The organism is Scytonema sp. PCC 10023 (assembly GCF_963920835.1).
In the GTDB taxonomy this organism is placed as follows: domain Bacteria; phylum Cyanobacteriota; class Cyanobacteriia; order Cyanobacteriales; family Nostocaceae; genus Kalymmatonema.
The window spans coordinates 16484-40514 of record NZ_CAWUDP010000070.1 but is presented as its reverse complement, the minus strand read 5'-3'; the positions used below and the strand labels follow the sequence as shown (position 1 = coordinate 40514).

The following is a 24031-nucleotide window of genomic DNA, read 5'->3' as shown; positions in this document are numbered from 1 at the left end:
TTGAGTTGATCGTTACGAATTACGAATTATAAATTATTTGGAACTTTTTACTGCTAAAGAAAATCCCTAAAGTTAAATAAGATTTGGTTAATAAATACATCGGCTACTGTATAATAACAGGCTCAACCCTAAGTGCAAACTCCTAAAAACTTAAGTTTAGTCTAACCTCTGGAGGAAATTTCTATGAGGGACAAGCCACTTATGCTCTCTATGCTAGCTATGATTATAGTTTCTGGGCTAGCAACAATAACTGTAGTGTTAGTACAAGAGCCAGTTCGCACGGCTTCTACTGAGATCGCTGATTCTGAATCGACTTCCAAAGACTTTACAAAGACAACAACACAAGAGATTGCGAAACTGGAGATACAGCGTGCAATGCTAGAGCCTGTATTTACACCAGATGCTTCAATTATCGAAAAAATTGAATCTCAGCTTGGACGCTTGCGGCAACGCCTTTCACAAGTACAGCCAGATGGCAATCAAGCAGCTGTTAATCAAGCTGTATTTGAAGCTATCAAAGCGAAGATTGCAGAACTAGAAGTCAAGCGAGCATTGCTAGAGCCTGTATTTACGTCAGAAGCCCCAGTCATGCAAAAAATCGACTCTCAGATTGGAAGCTTGTCGCAACGCATTGCAAAAATACAGCCAGACAACAAAGTCGCTGTCAATGATGCTGTATCTGAAGCTATCAAAGCGAAGATTACAGAACTTAAGGCAAAGCGTTCCTTGGAAGCAACTCAAGACTCCTCCACATCTCCAAACTTGGCTTCAATAGACTCTAAGCTTAAAAGCTTGGAAAAACGTCTTGTCCGTCGTTGACATCCTCCCCACTCGAAGCATTACTTGAGCGGTGGGAATTCACATCAAATCCGGATGAAGGACTAAACAAAGTTGATATAGCAATCCTAAATCATAAGTCCTACGGGCTGCCTTCGGCTACCTGAGAAACAAGATCCCCGACAACTTTTACGAAGTCGGGGATCTGTGGCTTTCAATTCTCACAAATCAAATAGCATTACTATAGAAATTATCAAAGTGCCAATCTTGTGATCACAAGAATTAAGAAAGACCTACAGCATCTTTGGGAAAGAAACCCGTAGACAAATCGATATTTTGTGTGTAATTTTGTATTAGTGATATATATGAAAATTTAATTTTTTTGCAATTTAAATATTAAAGTATTTATCAAAATCATTAGAAAAATGAGATTCCGGGTAAAGACAACTCAATGGCTTGTAGTTTTTTTGGCGTTTGTTGGTTTTACATTGGGGCTGTTTCTGAAAAAAGTAGAGTTTTTCCAAGAAAAGACAACCTCAAAACCAGAAACAGCTATTTCTAGTCAATATTCAAATTTGCAACCTGAGGTCAAGACAGTAACATCAAATCCAGAGACGGTGTCTAGCCAAGATTCAAAGTCACAGCCTCAGCTCAAGACAGCAACGCCAAGTCCAAAGGCTACGATCTCCACTCAAGCTTCAACATCTCAACCTCAACACAAGACAAACCAAAAGAGCCAACCAGAAATCAAGACAACACCAAATCCAAACACGCCTATCTCCACTCAAGCTTCAACATCCCAACCTCAAGACAAGACAAACCAAAAGGGTAAATCCCAAAAGACTCCTAGTGAGCCAGTGAAAACCACTGCGGCTTTTAGGGCTTACAAACCTAGATACGAGATTGCTTGGGCGAATCCAACTAACTATGGAGAGCGGTTTACCACAGACGTGTATGGTAGACCTGTCAACAATCAGCCAATTATAGTGCTTCATGAAACCGATGCACCAGCCTCCAGTGCCGTTAATTTCTTTAAAAGCCCTAACGAGGACGAGAATATTCAGGCAAGCTACCATACTATGATTAAGCTGGATGGAACAGTTGTTTACATAGTCCCTCCAGAAAAGCGAGCCTTTGGTGCGGCTAACTCAGTGTTTGATGGACCACTCGGTTCAGAAACTGTCAAGACTAATCCGCTGCTACCCGCGTCTGTAAATAACTTTGCTTATCACGTCGGCTTAGAAACCCCGCCTTCCGGTATAGGGAATAACGAACAAACCCATAGCGGCTACACAGATGCTCAATACCAATCTCTTGCTTGGCTCATTGCTCAAAGTAATGTTCCAGATCAAAGGATTACAACTCATAAATTAGTGGATCGTTCAGGTCAAAAAATCGACCCTAGAAGTTTTGATTTCAATAAGTTTTTGAACATACTTCACTCCTTCCGTGGTGTGGTTTCAATCAATTAAAGCTAGCCACTTCCACAAAACGTTCAATAGCCAAGCTTTTACGATTTTGTGAAGCGTTGCTGCTGTTAAGTCGCTCTCATTGTTTTATTTTGACTACCACTAGCCAAGATCCGACCCTAAGGACTAAATGCAACTGACTTCCCAACACGACTAACTATAATTACCAATTATAGAAGAATTTATCAGTATTTACACGAGTAAAGTAAGTCCAAAAATCAAGCCTTACCTGCTTAAAAAATTGAATTTAACCGAAAAAAAACAAAATGGTCAAGAGGGGTCAAACCCCCTGACCATTGATTAACCAAGTTTTACAACACACAACCACACACAATTTAGTGGGGTCTTTTACCATCTTAAACAATCTTGGGGTTTTGGTCTAGATTTTTACTGCCACTACCTGCTATTGACATTTTTCTTATTGACAGTTCTTAGCAGAAACTGAAATGAAAATTATAGCCCTTCTCGTTTAGATGAAGTAATTATTTATCTATGTTCCATGAGTGTCCATCAGTGGTTTCATCGTCTAACTCACAAAACTTTGCGAGAAGCTGAGGAACAATGAGCTTTATAAACCAAGTCTTATGAACGCTACGCTAGTTCTAATTTTTTTTGAAATTGACCAAAATATCAAACTTCTAGTAACAAAACAGTAATAAATCACACAATTACCTCTCAAGAGGAACTATGATCTAAAACCGTTGGGTCTATAAACCAGAAGCGACTCATTGACACAACTGTTTGCTGATTGTACTTGCGACATCAAGGTGCAACGAGTACTTTGAAAGTACCCTGTGAGGTACTGTCTTGTCTTAACAGGCAAATCTGAAAATAGAAAGTAGAAAATACCAGGTGTTTGTCGTTTGCAGTCATTCTCTGCTCCTTGTCAATAGAGAGTAAGAGCCACTGTTTTTCATCACTTATCTCAAAAAGGAGAACATCTTTAAGATGGCTCGAAAAAAGAAAAAATCTGCTGGGTTTGAATGTGACCATCAAATTTACTCCAGATGCCCTATCTGTTGTATTTTGCCACCCCATATACTTGAACACGTTGCAGTGAATGGTAACCAAGAGCAGCGTGAGTGGGCGTTTCGCACATTAAATGTTTCGGCACAATTTCGCGGACGACGGAACGTAATAGGTGGTGTCAATTTTGCGGTTTCCCCTGGTCAGAAGCGCCGTACCATTTTTGATGGTAAAAATACTGAAGAACTCCCTGGGGTACTTGTGCGTGGAGAAGGCGATCCCCCCAGCAAAGATGAGGCGGTGAACGAAGCCTATGATGGGGCTGGCGCAACTTATGACTTGTTTAAAGAGGTTTTTGAGCGCAATTCTATTGATGACAAGGGACTGCGTTTAGACTCTACCGTGCATCACAGTGTGAAATATGACAACGCCTTTTGGAATGGCGACCAGATGGTTTATGGTGATGGCGATGGAGATCTATTTCAACGCTTTACCAAATCCATAGATGTTATTGGGCATGAGTTAACTCATGGGGTTACTCAGTATGAAGCCGGTCTCATCTATTTTGGAGAATCTGGGGCACTTAATGAGTCATTCTCTGATGTTTTCGGCTCTCTAGTCAAACAGCGAGTCAAAAAACAAACTGCGGATCAGGCAGACTGGATCATTGGAGAAGGTCTATTTACACCTAAGGTCAAAGGCGTGGGTGTTCGGTCAATGAAAGCGCCAGGAACAGCATACGATGACCCAGCGTTGGGTAAAGACCCCCAGCCAGCGCATATGAAAAACATCTACAAGGGTACTCAAGATAACGGCGGTGTCCATATCAACTCGGGTATCCCTAATCATGCCTTTTACCTAGCGGCGGTGGAGATTGGCGGCTTTGCTTGGGAAAAAGCTGGTAAAATATGGTACATAACTTTACGCGATCGCCTGCGCTCTAAAGCCAATTTCAAACAAGCAGCCAATACAACTATCCAAGTGGCTGGAGAACTTTACGGTCAAGCAAGTAAAGAACAAAAAGCAGTGCAGAATGCTTGGCAAAAGGTAGGAGTTCTTTAAAATTATGAATGATGAATTATGAAACTTTTAACGTCTCATAATTCATCATTCACTGTTGTTACTTCTTGCTAAACTGGGAGATATTATTCTCCCAGTTTTTACTATCTCTTGCAAAAAATGGCAAGACGGAGAGCAAGAAAATGCGGATATCATTTGAACGCGCGGGTGGTTTTGCTGGGATAAGCAGAACAAAAACTGTCGATACGGCAGACATTCCGGCAAATGAAGCCGACCTACTCCCCCAATTGGTAGAAGCCTCAGATTTCTTCAATTTACCCGAAAAAATCACAGCTTCTACCGCTCAGGCTGACCGTTTTCAATACACGTTAACGGTAGAAGACGAGGGGAGAAAACACACAGTCACCGTGAGTGAGGCTGCTTTACCAGGAACGTTAAGACCCCTGATTGAATGGCTGCAAAAAAGATAGAAGAAAAAAGAATGAATTTACAAAAAATGCTTAACTCTTTCATCTGGATAAGGACGAAAGAATTAAGCATGAAAAAAGAAAAAATTCTTCTGTCTTTCGGCTTCTTTCTTCTTTATTTTCACAACGGTTGCCAAGCCTGTTCTTTATATCCATATTGAAAGATTTCTGGATGCAGAATTTCCGCCAAAATTTCTAGGGAATCTACGAGTCGTGGTCCTGGACGATTGAAGTAGGAATTGCCATCTGTGATGTAAACTCTGCCACTTTGGACAGCGTGCAATTGTTGCCATTCTGGACGTTGGCTGAACAATTGGGCTTCTTGGCGGGTACGATTTAAATCAAACCCGCAGGGCATAAAAATGATGGCATCTGGATTACTAGAAATAAGTGTTTCCCATTTTAAAGGAGTAGAAGATTGACCTGTCATGGTTAGTAGTGGTTGTCCTCCTGCTAAGGTAACAAGTTCAGGAATCCAATTAGCAGCAACCATCAAAGGATCAGTCCACTCGATGCAAGCAACCGTGGGAAGATGCTCTGTTTGAGAAAGACCTTGTGTTTTTTGGTCTACGATCTTCACCCGCGCTTCTAAGTTTTCTATCACCTGTAGCGAGTCTACCCCAAACACGTTAGCGACTCGTCGAATATCCTCCCAAACATCGTTGAGAATATTTGGTTGTAGAGAAATAATCTGAGGTGAATTATTGGTGAGAGTAGCAACTGCTTGTTCAACATCTTTTAAGCTCACGGCACAAACATCACATTGATCCTGGGTAACGATGTGAGTGGGCTGTAACTTTTCTAAAACATCTGTTTTGATTTGATAAATGCTTAGGGCAGATTGCAACAGATTATTGACTTTATCGTGAATTTCGCCACTAGGAGCAGCGCTATTTATCCGCGCTTGAGTGCAAACAGGACGGTCTTTGATTTCTGGGGGATAATCACATTCGTGCGATCGCCCGACAATTGCATCAGTCAACCCGAGTGCTGCTACAATTTCTGTTCCACTTGGAATTAGCGAGACAATTCTCAAACTGCCATCTGTCATCTCAACCTCCATAACAGCTGCCATTGCTTTAATTTTCCCAAAATTCCACAAGATAGCAATCTTTCTCTAGGTCAGTGCTTGACACTCTCCTTTGCTACGCTACGGAGATTCTACACTCTACGTCGCAACTTGCTCAACCAGGCTTGCGCCAAAAAGAGTAGAGGTCACGACTCCTGTAGCGTTACTTCGGGATTGCCCAACACTCACGCTTTTGCAAGATTCAGAATATTTATCGCTGCATTCACATCTCTTTGTAGCTCGCAACCACAAGCACATTTATGGGTACGAGTTGAAAGAGATTTTTTTACAATTGCACCGCAATCTGAAGACTTTTGAGATGTCATCCTAGGATTGACAGCAGCAACTGTTGTACCGAACTTAACAGCAAAATATTCGCTCCCAACGACGAAATAGAGTCCAAGCCACATCATTGATTGACTTGGCAAGGCAGTAGTTTCGTACCATGCCTTTGACATTCAAGTCTTCATAGGCTACTAAGGCTGTACCCAGTGCATACGTTACGCGCTACTCTCTTAGCGTGTTCATTCCGTTGCCTACTTACTCTTAAATGCTTTTTGGCATATCTGAGTCTAGCTATTCGTCGTTGGTTTTTACCTTTCTCCTTTTTGTAAATCTGACGTTGAGCGTGTTTGATGGCTTTCTCAGCCTTCCGTAAGAATCTAGGATTTTCCTCATGATGACCGTTGGAATCAGAGTAGAAAAACTCTAACCCAACATCCAAACCTACCTCACCATTAGCCGTTCTCTGTTCAGGTTTAACCTCGATATCAACTACAAATTGACAGTAATATCCATCAGCTTTCCGAACCAATCGAACCCGTTTTATGGATTTAACAGGGTAGGTGTGAATATCCCACTTCCCTAACAACTTCACTTCCCCAATACCTTTTTTATCAGTGAAGGCGATCCGTCGTTTTGTGGGGTGTAGTGACCATCCAGAAGTCTTATATTCAACAGAACGGTTATCTTTCTGAAATCTTGGGAAACCTTTTTTACCTGGCTTTTTAGACTTGCAATTATCATAGAATCGACTTATCGAAAGCCATGCTCTTTCAGTTGCAGCCTGACAAGCCATTGAGTTTAAGTCTTTAACAAATCCAAATTCTTTACGCAGTGCTGTTGAATAGTTGTTCAAGGTAATTTTGTCTACTTTTTGCTCTTTCGGTGCATCCATCCAGTAACGAATAGCCTTATTTTTAATGAACTGCGTAGTTCTGATAGCCTCATCAATAGCTCGATACTGCTGTTGCTTACCTTTTACTTTGTACTCTAAAACCAGCACTGCGTTATCACCTCCTTGATTTAACTAACTGAATTTAATATGATATAAACGTACAGCATTTGTTCGACATAAATGAAAAATAAACGATTGAGTTTTCGGTTAACAGAACGTAGATATCATAAGTTGCTCTTATTGTCTGTTCAATTAGATAGAACAATGTCTAGCTTGGTAGATGAATGGATAGATTCACTTCCCGAACCAAAAGTCAAAGCCCCTGAAGGGGCTAACCGCTCGCCTACATCCACTGCCTGAAGTACAGATGAGTCTCTGCACCGTGCTACGAGACTTATCTTCAGTGGTTTTGGCTCGCTTAATTTTTTATAAATTTTCCTTCGAGTTTTTCATGATCTCCATCTTTTGGCCGATCTGGTATGTTATGATGGTACATGAGAAGAAATTCGGTGATAGTGTTTGTTTTTAGTATTGACAGGCTTTTTCCTTTTAGTCTTGACAAGCTTGTCTCCGAAATCTAAATCTCCACACAGTTATGATTTTGGAGACAATATATGTCACTTTATGTAGGTAATCTCTCTTACGAAGTTACACAAGATGATCTGACTGCTGTTTTTGCAGAATATGGTTCTGTAAAGCGAGTTCAGTTACCTACTGACCGCGAAACAGGTCGGCTACGTGGTTTTGGTTTTGTGGAAATGGGTACAGATGCTGAAGAATCAGCAGCTATTGAAGCTCTTGATGGTGCTGAGTGGATGGGTCGTGACTTGAAAGTCAACAAGGCAAGACCCAGGGAAGAAAAAGGTTCATTTAATCGCGGTAATGGCGGCGGAAACCGAGGAAATTACAACAGCGGACGTAGCCGCTACTAAGCTTCATAACTCGAATTTTAGCTTTGAAATCCAATAGGCAAAAGCTAAAAGACCAAAATACTTTATGGATTTTGCCCCCGACTTCTCTCGGGGGCTTTTTGTTGCTTTTTCAAGGGAAATTAGCACAAATGGGGGGCAATATTATGTTCGGCTAATTAATTATGATTTCCACGTTGACTGGACCCCACCCCTTTATCCCCTCCCCCTCCGGGTATCTCCTGAGCCCTTCGGGCACGGCTTGAGGCCGAACGGAGACGCTGCGCGAACGCCAGTTGCCTGCTGTCGGGAAACCCTCCTGCAGCACTGGTCTCACCGCTCGCGGGGAACTCGGGGTCCCCTCTGGGGATTAGGGGCAGGGAGGCTAAGCGCAGATGATTGCGGGGTGGAGTTCTTCAGGAATGATAAGTAATCAATCGAACCTGATATTAATCCCCAAAGGGAACTGGTGAGTTAAGCGCAAGCGGTTAGAGGACGTAAAGCCTAGCTTGACCGGAGAGGAGTTAAATTAATAACCACCTTCTTCTTCGTACTCTGGCTGTCTTTCTTTGACTTTCTTGGGAATATTGACTGGCTTTGGTGGCTCATCATCCCAAGCATCACGGTCTAAATCGTCGTCTAAATCGTCGTATTGATCAGCGTATGACTTGTTATTGTAAGAACCTGAGTCATACTTTGGTTGTGCTTGATACCTATCTTTACCTGTTGCCTCGCTCCAGTTATCTTCTTCTTCGTCTTCGTATTGAATCGGCTCATACTGTCGCGCTTTCATAACCTGGCGCTGGGGACGTTCTTCTTCGTAGTAGTCTTCATCCCATTCTTCCTGCGCTACAGGTTCGGGTGTACGAATAATTTTCGGCTTAGGCTGCTCTAATGGCACTCCACTTGGCAGTTGCTTGTCTGGTGTCACTGTACGAGGAGTGTAGGTGGAGTATTCTTCTTCGACATCGCGCTCCCACGGTGCTCTGCCGATACCCAAGCGTTCTAGCACACCAACAGTCAATTGGGTGACTCGCTCTTCAGCCCCCTCAAAGACAATCAATCTATTAGGACCTGTGCTGACAATTTCATCTACTGAAAACTCGTAGGTACTCAAGAATTGGTCGGGAATTTGCGCTATTCCCAAAGAGGCGATGACAATTGAGTAAAGCTTGCCTGTTTCGCCATTAAACTTGAAGCCCCGCACCTTGCCTAAGACTTCACCAGTCTCTGTAATAACCTCCCAGTTCATCAGGTTGCTGTAGAGATCAACCTCAACATCGTCAAGGACATCCTCGTTATCGACGAGGATGACATCACCGATTTGGTTGATGCTGTTGAGGTACATATAACGTGGCACTCCAGAAATAGAGATCAGGCTGTCTCGTAAGCCAAGAGCCACAACCTCTCGCTGATCTACATCAACCCAAACTTGGCTCACGATTCCTAATCGCTTGCCGTTGTCGCGAGTGATTACCTGGGTGTTTAAAATATCGGAACGTCTAATACTTTGTTCAGAGGTCATTCTATACCGAGTCCTGATCTCGAATCCGGTTTATCTATACACTATTATTAACAAAAACTCAAGCAGAAGTATGGTTGGATTGTAACTTAATACCCAATACTTGGGTATAAGCTCCCCTTGCTTGAGTAACGCCAATTGTGCGTTCGGCTGATTCTATCATCGGGCGACGCAAACTGACAACGATAAATTGTGCTTGTTGCGCCTGTTGCTTAATCATTTTAGCTAATCGTTCTACGTTTGCCCCATCTAAAAACATATCTACTTCATCAAATGCATAAAATGGCGACGGACGGTAGCGTTGCAAAGCAAAAATAAAGCTCAATGCAGTCAGAGATTTTTCTCCTCCTGACATAGAAGCGAGTCGCTGCACAGGTTTGCCTTTGGGGTGTGCAACCAAGTTCAATCCGCTATTGAACGGATCTTCTGGATTGTCGAGTTGCAAGTAGCCGTCACCTTCAGAAAGGGTGGCAAAAATTGATTGAAAGTTTTCATTTACGGCATCAAAGGCTTCTTTAAATGCGCGTTGACGCAAAGTTGTAAAATTTTCAATTCTTAACAGCAATTCCGTGCGTTCGGCTTCTAAAGTCTGCAATTTTTGGGTAAGTTCTTCAAGACGTTTTTGTGTGCGCTCATATTGTTCCAAGGCAAGCATATTCACAGGTTCCATTGCTTGCAGGCGTTTGGCAAGAGAGCGCAATTCTTTTTGCAATTCTTCTAAATTGACTTTATCTGGTACTTCTGGCGAAGGATTGGGTAATTCTGCTGCCATAGTTTGCATTTGGGTTTGTAATGCAGTGAGTTCCTCTGCCCTTGTTTGTTGGGTTTCTTGCAGTTTTTGCAGTTCCCATTCCAAGTGTTGTTGACGCATCGTGTGCGATCGCAATTCCTGTTCTGTGGCGTCGCGTTTTTGTTTTTCTTCCCCCAGATTCTGTTCCATTTGACTCAAAGCAGCGCGAGTCTCAGCAATTTGACTGTTGAGTGTTGAATACTGAGTACTCAGTGCGGTGAGTTGAGTTTGCTGATTTCTCTGCTCTTCGTGGTATGCTTCGATACGCTGTTCACCTTCTTGAATTTTTTCTTGCAACCGCTGCTGCTGGTTTTCCAAATTTTTTAATTTTTGCTCTCCTTCCCTTAAAGCTGCATCCCGTTGTTGCAATTGTTGCTCTTGAATTTTTATTGTTGCTTGGATTTGTTGCCATTCTTGGGGAGTTTGCGACTGTTCTAACTCCGCTAAAGCTTGTCGCAATTGTTGCAATTGCTGCTCTTGAGTCGGTAATTCCGCCTCTAAAACTTCTAGGCGCGATCGCACGGTGGCTAGTTTTTCGCTATTTTGGGAAAGCTGCGATCGCGTTGTTTCCAATTGCGCCGTCAAACTCTTAATCTCTTTGTGCAACTGTTCCAATTGCAGTTGTTGTTCTCGCCGCGCCTGTCGTGCTTCCGTCAGTTCTTGCGTGAGTCGTTTTGTTCTACTAGATAAAGTACTTATTGCCTCACTACAACGTTCTAAAATCCGCTCAATATCCGCCAACCGACTTTTCAAAGAAGAAACTTCCTCAGATTCCGCAGCTTCCACCCCCGCAAACCGCAACGACGAACGTTGGTTTGTGCTACCACCAGTCATCGCACCACTAGTTTCCAACAATTCCCCGTCTAAGGTGACGATGCGATACAGTCCCAAATGCTGACGCGCTTGATTGATGGTTTCAAAGACGACTGTGTTACCAAACACGTAGGTGAACACATCCTTATAGCGGCGATCGCACTCAATTAAATTCACAGCATAGTTGACAAAGCCGTTGGCATAACGCAACGTAAAATCTTGGGTAAATTTGGAAGCATGAATTTTGTTCAGCGGTAAGAAAGTCGCTCTACCTGCACGTTTTTGTTTGAGTAGTTCAATTCCTGCGGCTGCAATGCTGTCATCTTCCACAACTATATGCCCTAGACGCGCCCCTGCGGCTATTTCCAAAGCTAATTGATGACGGGGTTCCACGCGTCCCAACTGCACAACCAACCCACAGACACCAGGCATACCTGATTGTAGGATGACTTTGCTTGCTTGGGTTCCTTGGACTTCCTGCTGGGCTGCTTGTTGCGCTTCTAGCTTATCCAATTGGCGTTGCTTTTCCCGTTGTTCTTGTAACAGCCGCTTTTGCGTTTCTTGCTGGATTTGCAGTTCTTGTTCTGTGGCGGATACCGTTTCGGCTAGCTGTTCAACCTGTTGTAGAGACGTTGCATCCGAGAGTTCAACATTAATAATTTGAGATTGTTTTTCAGCAATTTCCGGTTCTAATGTTTGAACGAGCTGAGTTTGTTCCTGAATTTGCTGCTGGAGTTGGTTATTACGTTCTCTCAGTTGTGCTTGTTCTGTGCGCTGAGGTTCGACGGTTTGCAGCACAGCTTCGATTTGGCGGTTCAGGGCTGTTTGTTGCTGTACCCAAGCTTCGGAGGCAGAAGCAATTTGGGCTGCGGCTTCACGGGAATTTTCTAATGCTTGTTGCGCCTCATCTCGTTCTTGTTGTAGAGATGTTGCATGCAACGTGTCTACAATTTGTTGTTGTGCGAGTTGTTCTATAGTTTGCTGATGCTGTTTAATTTCCTCTTGAGTTTGTTGCAGCCGCTTAACGGTTTCTTGGGAAGCTGTTTCTAGTTCCTTTTGCTGACGCTGAAGTTGTTTGCGTTCGGCTTCTTGAGTCGCAAGGCTAGATTGTACCGCCAAAAGTTCTTCTTCTCCCAATGCTTTCACATGGGCGTTGAGTTGCTCTAGTTCGACAGTTTTTTGGGCGATTTGTGTGTTAAGGGTTGTGAGTTGATTTGTGATTTCAGCCGAGGTGCTAGAGCCTGCTTGAATGCTTGCAACTAACTTTTCTTGTTGTGCTTGTAGGGAACGCCATGATAAAACTGCTTCCCAAGATTGTTTTTCTTGAAATTCTGTGCGCAGTCTTTGGTATTTTTCCGCTTTGGCGCGATCTTGAGACAGGCGATCGCGCTGTGCAATTAACTCTGTCTCTACAATGCGACAGCTGTCTTCCTTATCCTTAACTTCATCTAAAGTTTCTTTTGCTTGGTTAATCTTACGGTCAAACGCTGCCACCCCTGCCAATTCATCAATAATTTCCCGTCTTTCTCGCACATTCATCGAGATGATGCTGGTGACATCACCCTGTAGTACGACATTGTACCCTTCAGGATAAATACGTAGCTCTTCTAGTTCTTGGTGTAATTCTGTCAGAGTGCAGGAGATACCGTTAATGTAGTAATTCGATGTATAGGTTCCTTGGGGAGTGACTCGCAACCTTCTGGTGACACTCCACTCGCTACCTGGTGTCGCGCGGATTTTTTCTTGACGATTTTTTTCATCCTCGCTTTCTTCCTTTGGCGCTTCCTCTACTTCCCCAAGTTCCTCATCTTCAACAACAGATACAACAGGCAAGGTTTCGAGTTCATCCTCTGGTTGATGATCTGACAAATCAAACGTCACCGTGACGCTAGCTTCGACAGCGGAACGAGATTTGCTGGTTTGGGTGGTGTTGACTAAATCGGGTAGGCGATCTGCACGCATTCCCTTAGAACTCGCAAGTCCTAGGCAAAACAGCAGCGAGTCAAGGATGTTTGATTTACCGGAACCGTTGGGACCAGAAATGACAGTAAACCCCGACAGCAGGGGGACAGAAGTCGTACCGCCGAAGGATTTAAAGTTGGTGAGTTCCACGCGCTTTACATAGACCATAGGCGCTGGTTAACTGGGCTAATGAAGTTCAAGTGTATCAATAAAGCTTTCAAAAGGTGAGGGGGTTTGGATTATTGAACCGCAGAGGGCGCAGAGGGCGCGGAGGAGAGTTGAGCAGGAAATTTTTTGGCACGGTATAGTTTATACCAAGGCTACCAATTGTCAATATGCAAGCACTTAACCCCCGTCTAATATGGTTATTTGTTACCAGTAGCTTACTGACTGTGATAGTCAGTAATTGCCTGAGTTTTATTGTCAACCAATTATCTGACATATACAAATGGAAAGATGTTATTCCGAATCATGTCATCTGGCTGCTGGCATTGATATTGTCTGTGCTGTTAGCTTATCTTGCTTGGTGGGCTTTTAAACTCCAGAATAATCTCAGCAGTGGAACAACACCAGGCAAAACAATTTCTCCTCAAGTGTTGCAAGATTGGCGGCGCAAGTTGTTGAGGGTTGTGAAAGGCGATGTTGATGAGCGCCTAGAAAAATCATTGCACAATCAAGTGCTGATTCCTCTGGATATGGATGAATGGGGGGAACAGTCACTGGTTCCCCAGCCAGAAAATACAAATAAGCAGCAAGCCAATTTTCTGGTAACTACTGCTGGATTATTGAAACCGATTGTATCTTGGATAAGAAGCGGACAAAATACGCCTCTACCTCCAGAGACAAAGATTGTTGATGTTTTTCATCGTGAAAATGGGAAATTATTGATTCTAGGTGCGCCTGGTTCAGGGAAAACTACGTTTCTGCTGCAATTAGCGCAGGATTTAATCGCCAACGCCGACGCGGATGATCATAAACCTATCCCGCTTATATTTGAATTAACTAACTGGAAAAATAATCAAAAAATTCCTAATTGGCTGATAGAGCAACTCAAATTTCAGTACAACATTCTAGAAGATATTGCTAAAGAATGGCTCAAGACCAATCAACTCTTACCTTTACTAGATGGTTTAGATGAACTGAAAGAAAATCAAATAAATTGTATTCACGCTATCAATGATTATATTAACCAAGACACCCAACATTTCCATTTAGCTGTTTGCTGTCGCTCTCAAGAATATGACGATGGCAATACCGTGTTACGGCTAAATGCTGTGTGTGTGCAAGCGCTTAATCAAACTCAAATTCAAGCATACTTTGCTCGTGCCAATCGCTTAGATTTATGGAATGGTATCAACAGGAATGCTGATTTATTAAAATTGGCAGAGACGCCACTGATTTTAAAGATTATGGTGCAGGCATATCAACAACCTCCTGCTAGCAAATTGCATAATTTTAGTTCTCCTGAAGCCCGTCGTCAGGCTTATCTTGACGATTTTTTTGATGCTTACATCAAGCATAAGCTAGAAGAACACAAGGAAAGCAAGTGGTATGAGCGAGGAAAAGAGCCAACACCAGAAGATACTAAGCGTTGGCTGGCTTGGTTAGCAAAAAAGCTAAAAAACAAAAAGCAGACAGAATTTTTGATTAAAAAGATGCAGCCTGCTTGGTTAGAAAAATCTTATCAAAAATGGTTATATCGAGTTACAATTGTGCTGAGTTATGTGCTGATGTTTGGGCTGATTTGGGGGCTGAGTTCGGGGCCGATGTTTGGGCCGATGTTTGGGCTGATGTTTGGGCTAATGTTTGGGCTGATTTCTCTGCTATCCAAGGAAATACGACTTACTGAATCGTTCAATTTCTCATGGGATAAAATAATAAATGATTGGAGAAAAATAATAATTGGGCTGATGTTTGGGCTGATGGTTGGGCTGATGTTTGGGCTGATGGTTGGGCTGATGTTTGGGCTGATGGTTGGGCTGATGTTTGGGCTGATTTTTGGGCTGATTTTTGGGCTACAAACTGACATCAAAAATCGGAAAATTTCCAATCAAGGTATTTTGGAATCAGCAAAAAACGGAGTAATTATCGCCATGATTACTACCTCAGTATGTGCATTTGCTTATACACCAGTTTACCTACCAGGGATAACAATAGAAGAGCTAGCCACTGCAATAACTTTTGGACTTAGTTTAGGATTATCTGTTGGCTTTAGTTTTGGCGGTATTCCTGTCATCCAACATTGCGTTCTACGCTTTATTCTCTGGCATAGTGGCTCTACTCCTCGCAGCTATAAACATTTTCTCGGCTATGCATCTGAGCGAGGGTTTATCCTGCAAGTTGGTGGGCGCTATCGCTTTATCCACGATTTATTACAAGAGCATTTCGCGAAGATGGGATAATAGTTATTAGAAGAGATATGCAATTATTACCAAAATACCTGGCGATTCTAAATCGCGGTTCATCTTGCACACAGACAAAACCTGCAAGACAAGAGTTTCATAAAGTCCTTGCCTTGTGGACTTCGTTTGTATAGCTTCAGACTTATAGTCTGAAGGGCTAAAAAGCGAAAATTTATTCAACAAGTGGGCGCTAACGCTATCACTTCATTCACGATTGGTTGCAAGATCATTTTGCAAAGATGTAAGATTATTTCATGGTAGCTTAATAATAACAAATCATGCAACTAGAAGATTACTTTGACTTTCAGCGTCCCGATGACATTCGGTTGAAAGGTACAAGGGTAGGAATTGAAACAATCCTTTATGATTTCATTCATCGATGTCGGACTCCAGAGGAAATTGCCCAGAGTTATCCATCAGTGACTCTAGAGCAGATTTATGCGACTATTCTGTATTACCTGCATAACAAAGAAGCAGTCAGTGCTTACATGGCTGATTGGCTAGAACATAGTCACAGAATGCGAGAAGAACAGCGTCGCAATCCCCCACCTGTTGTCGTTAAGCTTATGAAGCTAAAAGCCGAAAGAGAAGCAATGAAAAAAACACATGGCTCTGAAATATCTTCTTGATGAAAATGTGGATAAAGTTTATCAGCGTCAATTTCTGCGACGTAATCCCAACTTAATGATGTGGGTAGTTGGCGATCCGGGCACTCCTCCTAGAGGTACACTAGACCCAGAGATTTTGTGTTGGTGTGAGGAGCATAACTTCTTGCTGGTAACTAATAATCGTACATCTATGCCTGTTCATTTGGCTGAACACATTGCTCAGAGTCGTCATACACCAGGTATTTTAGTTCTTAGTGATAAATTAACCATTGGTCAAACCATTGATGAGTTAACTTTAATTGCTGAAGGATCTTTTGATGGTGAATATCAAGACCAAATTGTTCACCTACCACTACCGCAATAGCCATATTTTTTTATTTATGCAAAAAGTTTTTTTATTTATGGAAAAAATACTATTCATAGCCAAAGGCTCAACACTTTCTAGCATCAGAAGGGCTGACAAAATCATGTAAGTTTGCATCCCATACACTGGTATAAATGAAATCACAGTCCTGACGCACAATCTGACCCTTCAACGAACCTATACTAAAACGAAAACTATTTAACTGACGCTGTTGTACCTGTTGCAGCCCCTGGTTAATTTCTTGTGTTGCTTTATTGTCTAACATTCCTTCTAAAGTTGTCAGCATAACTTGAAAGTCTACAGATTGAGCAAAAGCGACTTCGGTTTGGCGAATGACTCCAGAATCACAGTCAAATAAATAACCAAGCTGGATTTGATTTGGCACTAATACATAACTGACAGCACGAGTATTGCGCCAAATACCTCTTGAATCTCGAACTGGTTTACCAAGAACTTCTTCTACAGTGCTTCTTGATGTACCCGTAGAAAATGCTGGAACGCGAGCTATGTTACTAGTACCGAGTGAGTTTTTACGTGGTGTTGTACGTGTCTTGGGTGTGGAAACCGGAGAATTTTGATTGTCTTTTTCTGGTGGTACCGATGTGACAGGAACTACGGGAGCAGATGAGGTAGGTTGCGAAGCTACAGGCGTATTGCGTTTTTTAGAAGTGGAAGCCGGGGATTGTGGTGAAAGTGTTGGATTTGTGGTGTCAGATTTGGACGCAGGTGTGGATGCTGGTGATGTCGCAATCGGGACTTCAGATGCGGGCTTGCGGGTTATAAGGGCGATCGCCAGCACACTCATCAACCCACCCACAAGCAAACTGCTGACGATCCAAGTCGGCTTTTGCCAGTTTTTCCTAGTGGAATACACAAGCGTCGCTAGAGTATTTTGTGAAGAAGACAATAGCTGGGTTTGCTGAAGCGATGCACTAGTAGGAGATTGGGCTACTGTAGGTTTTGCAGCCGTTGGTATAGGGGAATCAGCAGCCTGCGGGGGTTTGTTTCCGTTGTAGCCATTGTTATGGAATTGGTGTGAAGCAGTGCGTTGGGGGAACAGCCCTATTTGTAGTCCTTTTTGTAGCCACAATGGTCGAGCAATAGCAGACTGCAAAGCACGTAACATTTTACTAGCAGTGGTGTAGCGATCGCTTGCTTGCGGCTTAATTGCTCGATTCAGCACCTTCACCAAACTCGCAGACACCCCAGAAGCATAATCTTGCCAAACTATTTCCCCTGTTTCAGGGTTCGTTCGGAACTCGTGCGGACGTTTACCAGCCAATAAATAAATTGCTGTCAAGCCTAGGCTGTAAATATCAGTCGCGTAAACTGGGCGTCCAATAGCTTGCTCGCTAGGCATATATCCTGGTGTACCCACTACAAGTGATTGAGTAAGGTTTCCTGGAGACACTACTGAATGAATCATTGCCTTGACTGCACCGAAATCAATCAACACGGGCTTACTATTAGAGGAGCGGAGAATGATGTTATCAGGCTTGATGTCCCGGTGAATAATACCTTTGCTGTGGATATAATCCAAAACTGACAGCAGACTCAATAAAATTTCCCTGACTACAGTTTCGCTGACTGATCCTTTGGCTTTGACAATGTCTGACAGGGTTGCTCCTTCAATCCATTCCTGAATCAGGTAAAATTGCTCGTTTTCAGAAAAGTAGGCAAACAGTTTGGGAATTTGGTCACTACCTTCGCCCAGATACTCCAAGGTTGCTGCTTCGCGTTCAAACCGCCGTTGAATCTTTCCGTAGATTTGAGGGTCATTTGTGATTGGCTTGAGTTGCTTAATCACACAGCGACGGCGAGAAGGTACGTAGGTATTTTCTGCCAAAAAGGTTTCGCTAAAACCACCACCCCCCAGCACCTCGATAACTTGATAGCGATTGTTTAGCAGCGTTGTCATGCTCCGTTAAAAGCGCTTGCCCCCTTAGCGTCAATTTCCCCAAAAATGCTGAAACATACATTAAGCAAAAGCTTTTCAGCCTTTATTGACTTTGCACAGAGTTCGACTTAATGCCGTAATGGGTTACAAAATTTGCTTTTTTCTTAAATCTGCTTTTCAGTATTTCTGTATAATTTTTCAGCTTATAAATTTTTAGCTAAATTAAATTCAATCTAAAGCTGCAACTTAAGAGTTTTTAAGCTCTAACTTTTGATAGGTTTTTTGAGAACATCAAATACTTGGTATTTCAAGTTACCTGTTTAACTCAAGCTTGCTATTTGCCTTATATATGTAAGTTTTGATTAATATAGCAATCCTATTTGATTTATGAAAATTATTAACCGCCAAGACGCCAAGGACGCCAAGAAAAGAGAGAATTTCACGAATCATTTAGGATTGCTATAATACTTTTGCTTATTGCAATTTTATTTATAAAAATTAATTATAGGAAAATAATTTGGATACTAGTGATTGAATATAAAAATAGTAGTTTTAATGGCTCCGAAGGGTTGCCGCAATTACTTACTTATGTATATACAAGTTTAGAGCAGCAAAAGTCCGTTTGGGGACTGACTACTAACGGAATGGATTATCAGTTTGTTTATCTCTAGCAAGGAAATCCCCCAATATATCAATTATTGCCAAAACTAGACATTACTCGCCCGGAATCGTCAAGTGAATTGCTACAAGTTCTTAAAGCAATCCGCCAAGAGTATAACGCCCACCAGTAGTTTATTTCTTACGCCAACGGCAGCGAAAATCGAAACGTACTTCCCTTATCGAGTTCACTTTCTACTAAAATTTCACCTCCCTGCAATATAACGAGACGCTGGGAAATAGCTAGACCCATCCCAGAACCACCAGGATGGCGATCGCGAGAACGTTCTGAACGCCAAAATCGATTAAACACAAACGGTAGATCCTCTGGCTTCATACCATGACCTGTATCAATAACTGCAATCCATAACTTTGGAGGTTCGCTCCAAACTCGCACTTTGATAGAACCCGTCGCAGTGTAGCGTACCGCATTGCCAAGTAAGTTGACTAGAATCTGCTCAACTCGTTCAGGATCAGCAGATACTAAAGGAGGATTGGGTGGACACTCCAAAAGCAACACGGGACCTTCTTCTAAAAGTTGATCCGAGAACCGTTTCATCAAAGAAAGCAGAAGTGGATATAAATCGATGGGTTGAATTTTGATGGGTAAGTATCCCGCTTCTGCTTTAGAAAGTTCTTGTGTATCATTCACTAACCGACCTAAGCGGGCTGTCTCTGTGGCTAATCGCTGAAACAGTTCTGCTTTTGGTTCAATCGCGTTATCTGCTAAACCCTCTAGATAACCCTCTAGGATTGTCAATGGTGTACGTAGTTCATGGGTGAGATCTCCCATAAGTTCTTGACGGCGCTGTTCTACCCCTTCAAGGTTTGATGCCATTCGGTTAAAGTTTATGGCAAGGCGGTTCAACTCTGGAATTTCACTCTCAGGTATACGGGCTGTCAAATTCCCCTGAGCAAATTGCTCAGTAATTTTCTCCATCTGAATCAGAGGTTGTACAATGTGCTTGGCAACTAGGTAACTTAAAGCACCTACTAAGGTTGCGCTTATCAGGAGTGACCACAAAGCTCCTTGGTTCCAAGCTGTCTTAAACTCCTCAATCAACTGATTACGAATTGCACCCAGGTAAAATCCTTGTGCTTCTAAAAGTGTTAAGTGTAACCCAAACAGGTGCTGCGAGAAGAACCAGCCCAGTGTCAGTAAAGTACTTAAACCAAGCAACATTACAGCAATGTGGCACAACAGGAGTCGCGATTGCGCGAAGCGCAGTGCCTTCGGCAATCGCAGGCTAAGTTTACTCACACTTCGTCTTAGATAACTAGTCTTCAAATTTATAACCTGATCCAATCACAGTTTTAATAAAAGTTGGATTAGCTGGGTCGGGTTCAATCTTTTTCCGTAGCCGTGCAACGTGAGTGTCAACAACCCGCTCATCACCATAAAAGTCAGTACCCCACAGTTTGTTAATCAGTTCAGTGCGGTTCCAAACCCGACCAAGGGAACTCACGAATGTTGCTAGCAGTTCAAACTCCAAAATTGTTAAGTCCAAAGAAACCGATTGATTGGTACTCACTATTTTATTGGCTAAGTGCCGCTCGATATTAATCACAAAGTGTTGGCTGCGATAAATTTGGCTCTGCTTACCATGACGTAGCGTGCGTCGTAGGAGCGATCGCACACGAGCTACCAATTCCTTTGGGCTAAAGGGCTTGACCATATAGTCATCTGCCCCCGTAGATAAACCGACGATCCGATCATTTTCCTCACCCTTCGCCGTCAACATCAAGATATAAGGGTCTTTAGGGCTTGGTTGCTGTCGAATCCGCGCACAAACTTCCAGCCCGTCCAAACCGGGAATCTTCAGATCTAGGATAATCAAGTCAGGCGGATGCTCTTGAAATACAGAAATTGCACACAATCCATCTCGACAGTGGCGACAAGAAAATCCTTCCCTTTCCAAATACAGTTGAATTAACTGAGCAATCTCAATTTCATCCTCAACAATCAAAATCTCCATTAGCTTGATAAAGATTTTTTCTGCTAACGAGCAATCATAAACTACTTTATCCGGCTACATCAACGACAAACGAAGTTGGAAGCAAGAGCGTACTGGCAGGAGCGCGAATATGTCACATCTGCACCACAAAATTTACATACTCTTAACAAACTGTGCAGCTTGCATTAACAAATCTTAGCGAATATGTCACAGGTTCGCCACAGGATTTACACATCTTTGGTTGGAGAAAAGTCTAAATTTACAAATAGCAACAACATAGTTGGCGGAAAGGCTGCGAATGGACAATCTAGTTTTCCACAGCCGTTCCGTTTCCCTTTGACAGGCTTCTGTAACACTTTTATTCTAGTGTCGGTGCATTGATTCCTAATAATTGTGTTTCGTCAAACTGTCAAATTGACTTAGAAAAAGCTAATACCAACTCTTTCTAAATGAATTTCATAAAAATTGTGATGTGTGGGAAATGATCTGATGTTGATTGATGCACGTACTTTACCTAAAGAGTGAAACTATTGAAACTGAAGTTTGTATTGTTGGTGCTGGTCCAGCAGGCATTACCTTAGCACGTGAATTCAGACTTGCTTGGGATAGTTGCTCATACCGAGACAAATATAAACCACAGAAATATTACCCATATTGCAAATAACAAAAGCTGAAAAGGAGCAACATTTTGAGGTACCATATAGCTCTAAGCTATGCATCCAATCTAGAACTGATCGCTCAAAATGCTCAAGCAGGCAAATGTCCGATGGATGCGATGTGGGACATCAGTAAGCTTTTGAAAGCGAAAGTTCATCTACCAATTGCAGACTCATTGTCTCCTTTAGATATTATCCGTTCCAAGATTATAGGCAAACCTCAACACTGGGCGCTGGCACGGTCTTTGTCTAAGCAACTTCACAGCGATGATGTCATATTTTGCGCAGGCGAAGACGTGGGCTTTCCAATTGCCAGGCTTTGTGGTGCTAAAGTTGCGCCACCCAAGATTGTTGTCTTTGTCCACAACATCACTCAACTACAGGGGCGTCTGGCACTCAAATTATTGAATGTCCAAGAGTGGGTTGATTTGTTCCTGACTATTTCCCCGGTTCAAGCTGATTTCCTGCGTAACTCTCTGTGCTTACCATATAAGCGTGTTTGTCAAGTTGTTGAGGCACCACCTACAGACATATCCTTCTTTACACCAGGACCAGCTTCACCCAAAAAGCTGCGTCCAATCATTGGAAGTCGAGATTTACAAAAACGGGATTATCAAACTCTGGCTGATGCGACTCAAGATTTAAATGTTGATGTCAAGATTTGTGCTTTTTCACCGGACGCAAAGGCATTAAAACAGGCATTGCCAAAAGTTATGCCAAGTCATATGTCGTGTTGTTTTTACGACTGGTGTCAGTTGGTGCAATTTTACCGCGATTCCGACATAGTTGTCATTAGCGCTGTTGAAAATAATTTGCCAGCCAGCCTTAACACTTTGTTTGAAGCAATGGCTTGTCGGCGACCTGTGATCATCACCCGTTCCTCGGGAATTATTGCCAATCTCATTGATGCAGGTATTGTTACTGGTGTGAATCCTGGTGATATTGTCGGATTAAAGCAGGCGATCGTTAAGCTCTTAAATGATCCTCAAAAGGCTTTTGAACAGGCTCAGCAAGGTTATGAATTAGTACTGAATCAATTTAATCATCATAAGTATACTCAAGCTTTGGTGACAAAACTCACTTCTAGATTTGGGAGTATCAATCATCCCAAATTGGTCTTTCAGACTAGAACAAACCCTTATGTCTAGCCTGGTTCTGGTTTTATGTCAAGCTTTGATAATTATTTAATCTTAGGATGTCATTATGTCAGAAAACATTGCTTTCTCTCTTCGTGAAGCATCACGGGTATTACTCGTGTCGATGCGGAATCTAAAATTTCATGTTTCTCGTTCTGGATCCTATGAATTTGAGGATATCATCTGTAATTGTGATACGGTTGATTTAGTTACACCACACTTCAATCCTACTCTTTTTAAGGTAACTAATACCTTAGCTAACTCAGCGGCCAAGCTTTTCAAAAATGGCAAACTGGTACATTCGTTAGTTAACTATAAATTTCAAGTCGAGAAAGAATACGATTTATTCTTTATTTTTTGCCAGTCAATTCAAGACATTCTGATTTTAAATTCTATACAAGGTTGGCGAGAAAAGTGCCGCTACGCTGTTTGTTGGCTAGATGAACTTTGGGCAAAAGATGTTGATAATTGGCTAGTTCAACTACAGCTTCTCAAAGACTTTGATTATATTTTCATGAATTTTAGTTCTAGTCTTAATCAAGTTGCTGATATTATCCAGCGCCCTTGTTACTCAATTCCTTATGGCGTTGACGCTATAAAATTCTGCGCTTACCCAGAGAACCTTTACCGCTGTATTGATGTTTTAAATATTGGACGGCGTTCAAAAGTCACCCACGATGCTTTACAAGAACTTGTAGAACGGGAAAAACTTTTTTATATTTACGATACAATCAAAGATTTATACATGCTGAATTTTCGCTACCATCGAAATCTATATACAAATTTTGTAAAAAGAAGCCGCTATATGATAGTCAATAAAGCAAAGTTTGATTTAACTGGTAAAAACAACCCTCAAGAGGAGGTTGGACCACGATTCTTTGAAGGAGCAGCGGGTGGAACAATCATGTTAGGTGTTCCTCCAAAATGTGAGGATTTTACTAAAAATTTTGACTGGTCAGATGCTGTGATTGAAATCCCATTCGATTGCTCGAATATAGCAAATATAATAGCAGATTTAAATACAGAGCCTGAGCGCCAAGAAAGAATACGGAGAAATAATACTGTTAACTCACTCCTCAAACATGACTGGGTATACCGTTGGGAAGCTATTTTGACAACGATAGGACTTGATAGCACTCCACAAATGAGACAACGCAAAGCTAATTTAAAGAACTTAGCCGAGATAGTCAGTACATCAGCAATCAGCTATCCAGATCCCCCACTATACCGCTTGTTAGTAAATGGGGGGAATTGACCAATTTCTTCGTTGCAAAACCCCCACGCTTGCAGCTATGGAGATGTAGCGACAAGCGTTTTATGAAAGCTGTAAGTAAGTAGGCGAGAAAAAATCAAAATATGTAAATAAAAGTAAAGCTTGAAAACTAGTTCGTACTAAGCGCTGTCTTGCCTGCGGCA

General features: G+C 42.3%; 16 protein-coding genes and 1 pseudogene. 10 read left to right on the top strand and 7 right to left on the bottom strand.

Features of this window, described 5'->3' with window-relative positions; translation table 11 throughout:
- Nucleotides 1-183 precede the first annotated feature (183 nt).
- The 4 genes from ACM0OZ_RS33035 to ACM0OZ_RS33020 all read left to right on the top strand — a co-directional run bounded on the left by ACM0OZ_RS33035 (nt 184) and on the right by ACM0OZ_RS33020 (nt 4702).
- A complete protein-coding gene (locus tag ACM0OZ_RS33035) occupies nt 184-819 on the top strand; it encodes a hypothetical protein (protein WP_414587070.1) in 636 nt (211 codons plus the stop codon).
- Between the two features lie 383 nt (nt 820-1202).
- On the top strand, nt 1203-2249 hold the full coding sequence (locus ACM0OZ_RS33030) for an N-acetylmuramoyl-L-alanine amidase (RefSeq protein WP_414587069.1): 1047 nt from the start codon (nt 1203-1205) through the stop codon (nt 2247-2249).
- A gap of 945 nt (nt 2250-3194) precedes the next feature.
- Nucleotides 3195-4274, top strand: coding sequence for a M4 family metallopeptidase (locus ACM0OZ_RS33025; RefSeq protein WP_414587068.1), 1080 nt, complete (start codon nt 3195-3197; stop codon nt 4272-4274).
- 140 nt (nt 4275-4414) lie between these two features.
- Nucleotides 4415-4702, top strand: coding sequence for a protealysin inhibitor emfourin (locus ACM0OZ_RS33020; RefSeq protein WP_414587067.1), 288 nt, complete (start codon nt 4415-4417; stop codon nt 4700-4702).
- Nucleotides 4703-4820: 118 nt separating this feature from the next.
- On the opposite strand, the gene ACM0OZ_RS33015 is transcribed toward ACM0OZ_RS33020, so the two are convergent.
- Together ACM0OZ_RS33015 and ACM0OZ_RS33010 are read right to left on the bottom strand one after the other, a co-directional pair.
- Nucleotides 4821-5750 carry a cobalamin-binding protein gene (locus tag ACM0OZ_RS33015; RefSeq protein ID WP_414587088.1) on the bottom strand — a complete coding sequence of 310 codons (930 nt, stop codon included), beginning with the start codon at nt 5748-5750 and terminating at the stop codon, nt 4821-4823.
- Between the two features lie 117 nt (nt 5751-5867).
- A pseudogene (locus tag ACM0OZ_RS33010) lies at nt 5868-7053 on the bottom strand (RNA-guided endonuclease InsQ/TnpB family protein).
- 506 nt (nt 7054-7559) lie between these two features.
- On the opposite strand from ACM0OZ_RS33010, the gene ACM0OZ_RS33005 reads away from it, so the two are divergent.
- Nucleotides 7560-7877, top strand: coding sequence for an RNA recognition motif domain-containing protein (locus tag ACM0OZ_RS33005; RefSeq protein ID WP_414587066.1), 318 nt, complete (start codon nt 7560-7562; stop codon nt 7875-7877).
- A 505-nt stretch (nt 7878-8382) separates the two neighbouring features.
- Here the strand turns inward: ACM0OZ_RS33005 and ACM0OZ_RS33000 are convergent.
- The gene (locus ACM0OZ_RS33000) at nt 8383-9378 is read right to left on the bottom strand and encodes a PRC-barrel domain-containing protein (protein ID WP_414587065.1); all 996 of its coding nucleotides are present in this window, start codon (nt 9376-9378) and stop codon (nt 8383-8385) included.
- A gap of 58 nt (nt 9379-9436) precedes the next feature.
- Nucleotides 9437-13108, bottom strand: a complete 3672-nt coding sequence (gene smc, locus ACM0OZ_RS32995; protein ID WP_414587064.1) for a chromosome segregation protein SMC — start codon at nt 13106-13108, stop codon at nt 9437-9439.
- Nucleotides 13109-13275: 167 nt separating this feature from the next.
- Here smc and ACM0OZ_RS32990 point away from each other — a divergent pair, with 167 nt between their 5' ends.
- The 3 genes from ACM0OZ_RS32990 to ACM0OZ_RS32980 all read left to right on the top strand — a co-directional run bounded on the left by ACM0OZ_RS32990 (nt 13276) and on the right by ACM0OZ_RS32980 (nt 16314).
- Nucleotides 13276-15342 (top strand): NACHT domain-containing protein, encoded by a 2067-nt coding sequence (locus tag ACM0OZ_RS32990; protein ID WP_414587063.1) that lies wholly within the window; start codon nt 13276-13278, stop codon nt 15340-15342.
- 278 nt (nt 15343-15620) lie between these two features.
- Entirely contained in the window at nt 15621-15971 is a 351-nt protein-coding gene (locus ACM0OZ_RS32985; RefSeq protein ID WP_414587062.1) for a DUF433 domain-containing protein, read from the top strand.
- Nucleotides 15949-16314 carry a hypothetical protein gene (locus tag ACM0OZ_RS32980; protein WP_414587060.1) on the top strand — a complete coding sequence of 122 codons (366 nt, stop codon included), beginning with the start codon at nt 15949-15951 and terminating at the stop codon, nt 16312-16314. Before ACM0OZ_RS32985 ends, ACM0OZ_RS32980 begins: the two co-directional genes overlap by 23 nt.
- Before the next feature lie 67 nt (nt 16315-16381).
- Here the strand turns inward: ACM0OZ_RS32980 and ACM0OZ_RS32975 are convergent, their stop codons facing one another.
- From ACM0OZ_RS32975 to ACM0OZ_RS32965, 3 genes are all read right to left on the bottom strand, one after another.
- A complete protein-coding gene (locus tag ACM0OZ_RS32975) occupies nt 16382-18232 on the bottom strand; it encodes a protein kinase domain-containing protein (RefSeq protein ID WP_414587059.1) in 1851 nt (616 codons plus the stop codon).
- Nucleotides 18233-19010: 778 nt separating this feature from the next.
- Nucleotides 19011-20051 carry a sensor histidine kinase gene (locus tag ACM0OZ_RS32970; RefSeq protein ID WP_414587087.1) on the bottom strand — a complete coding sequence of 347 codons (1041 nt, stop codon included), beginning with the start codon at nt 20049-20051 and terminating at the stop codon, nt 19011-19013.
- Between the two features lie 94 nt (nt 20052-20145).
- Nucleotides 20146-20844: a response regulator transcription factor gene (locus ACM0OZ_RS32965; RefSeq protein WP_414587058.1), complete on the bottom strand. Its 699-nt coding sequence runs from the start codon at nt 20842-20844 to the stop codon at nt 20146-20148.
- Between the two features lie 667 nt (nt 20845-21511).
- Between ACM0OZ_RS32965 and ACM0OZ_RS32960 the strand changes: the two genes are divergently transcribed.
- Nucleotides 21512-22627, top strand: coding sequence for a glycosyltransferase (locus tag ACM0OZ_RS32960; RefSeq protein ID WP_414587057.1), 1116 nt, complete (start codon nt 21512-21514; stop codon nt 22625-22627).
- 55 nt (nt 22628-22682) lie between these two features.
- A complete protein-coding gene (locus tag ACM0OZ_RS32955) occupies nt 22683-23870 on the top strand; it encodes a glycosyltransferase (RefSeq protein ID WP_414587056.1) in 1188 nt (395 codons plus the stop codon).
- The last annotated feature ends 161 nt before the right edge of the window (nt 23871-24031 follow it).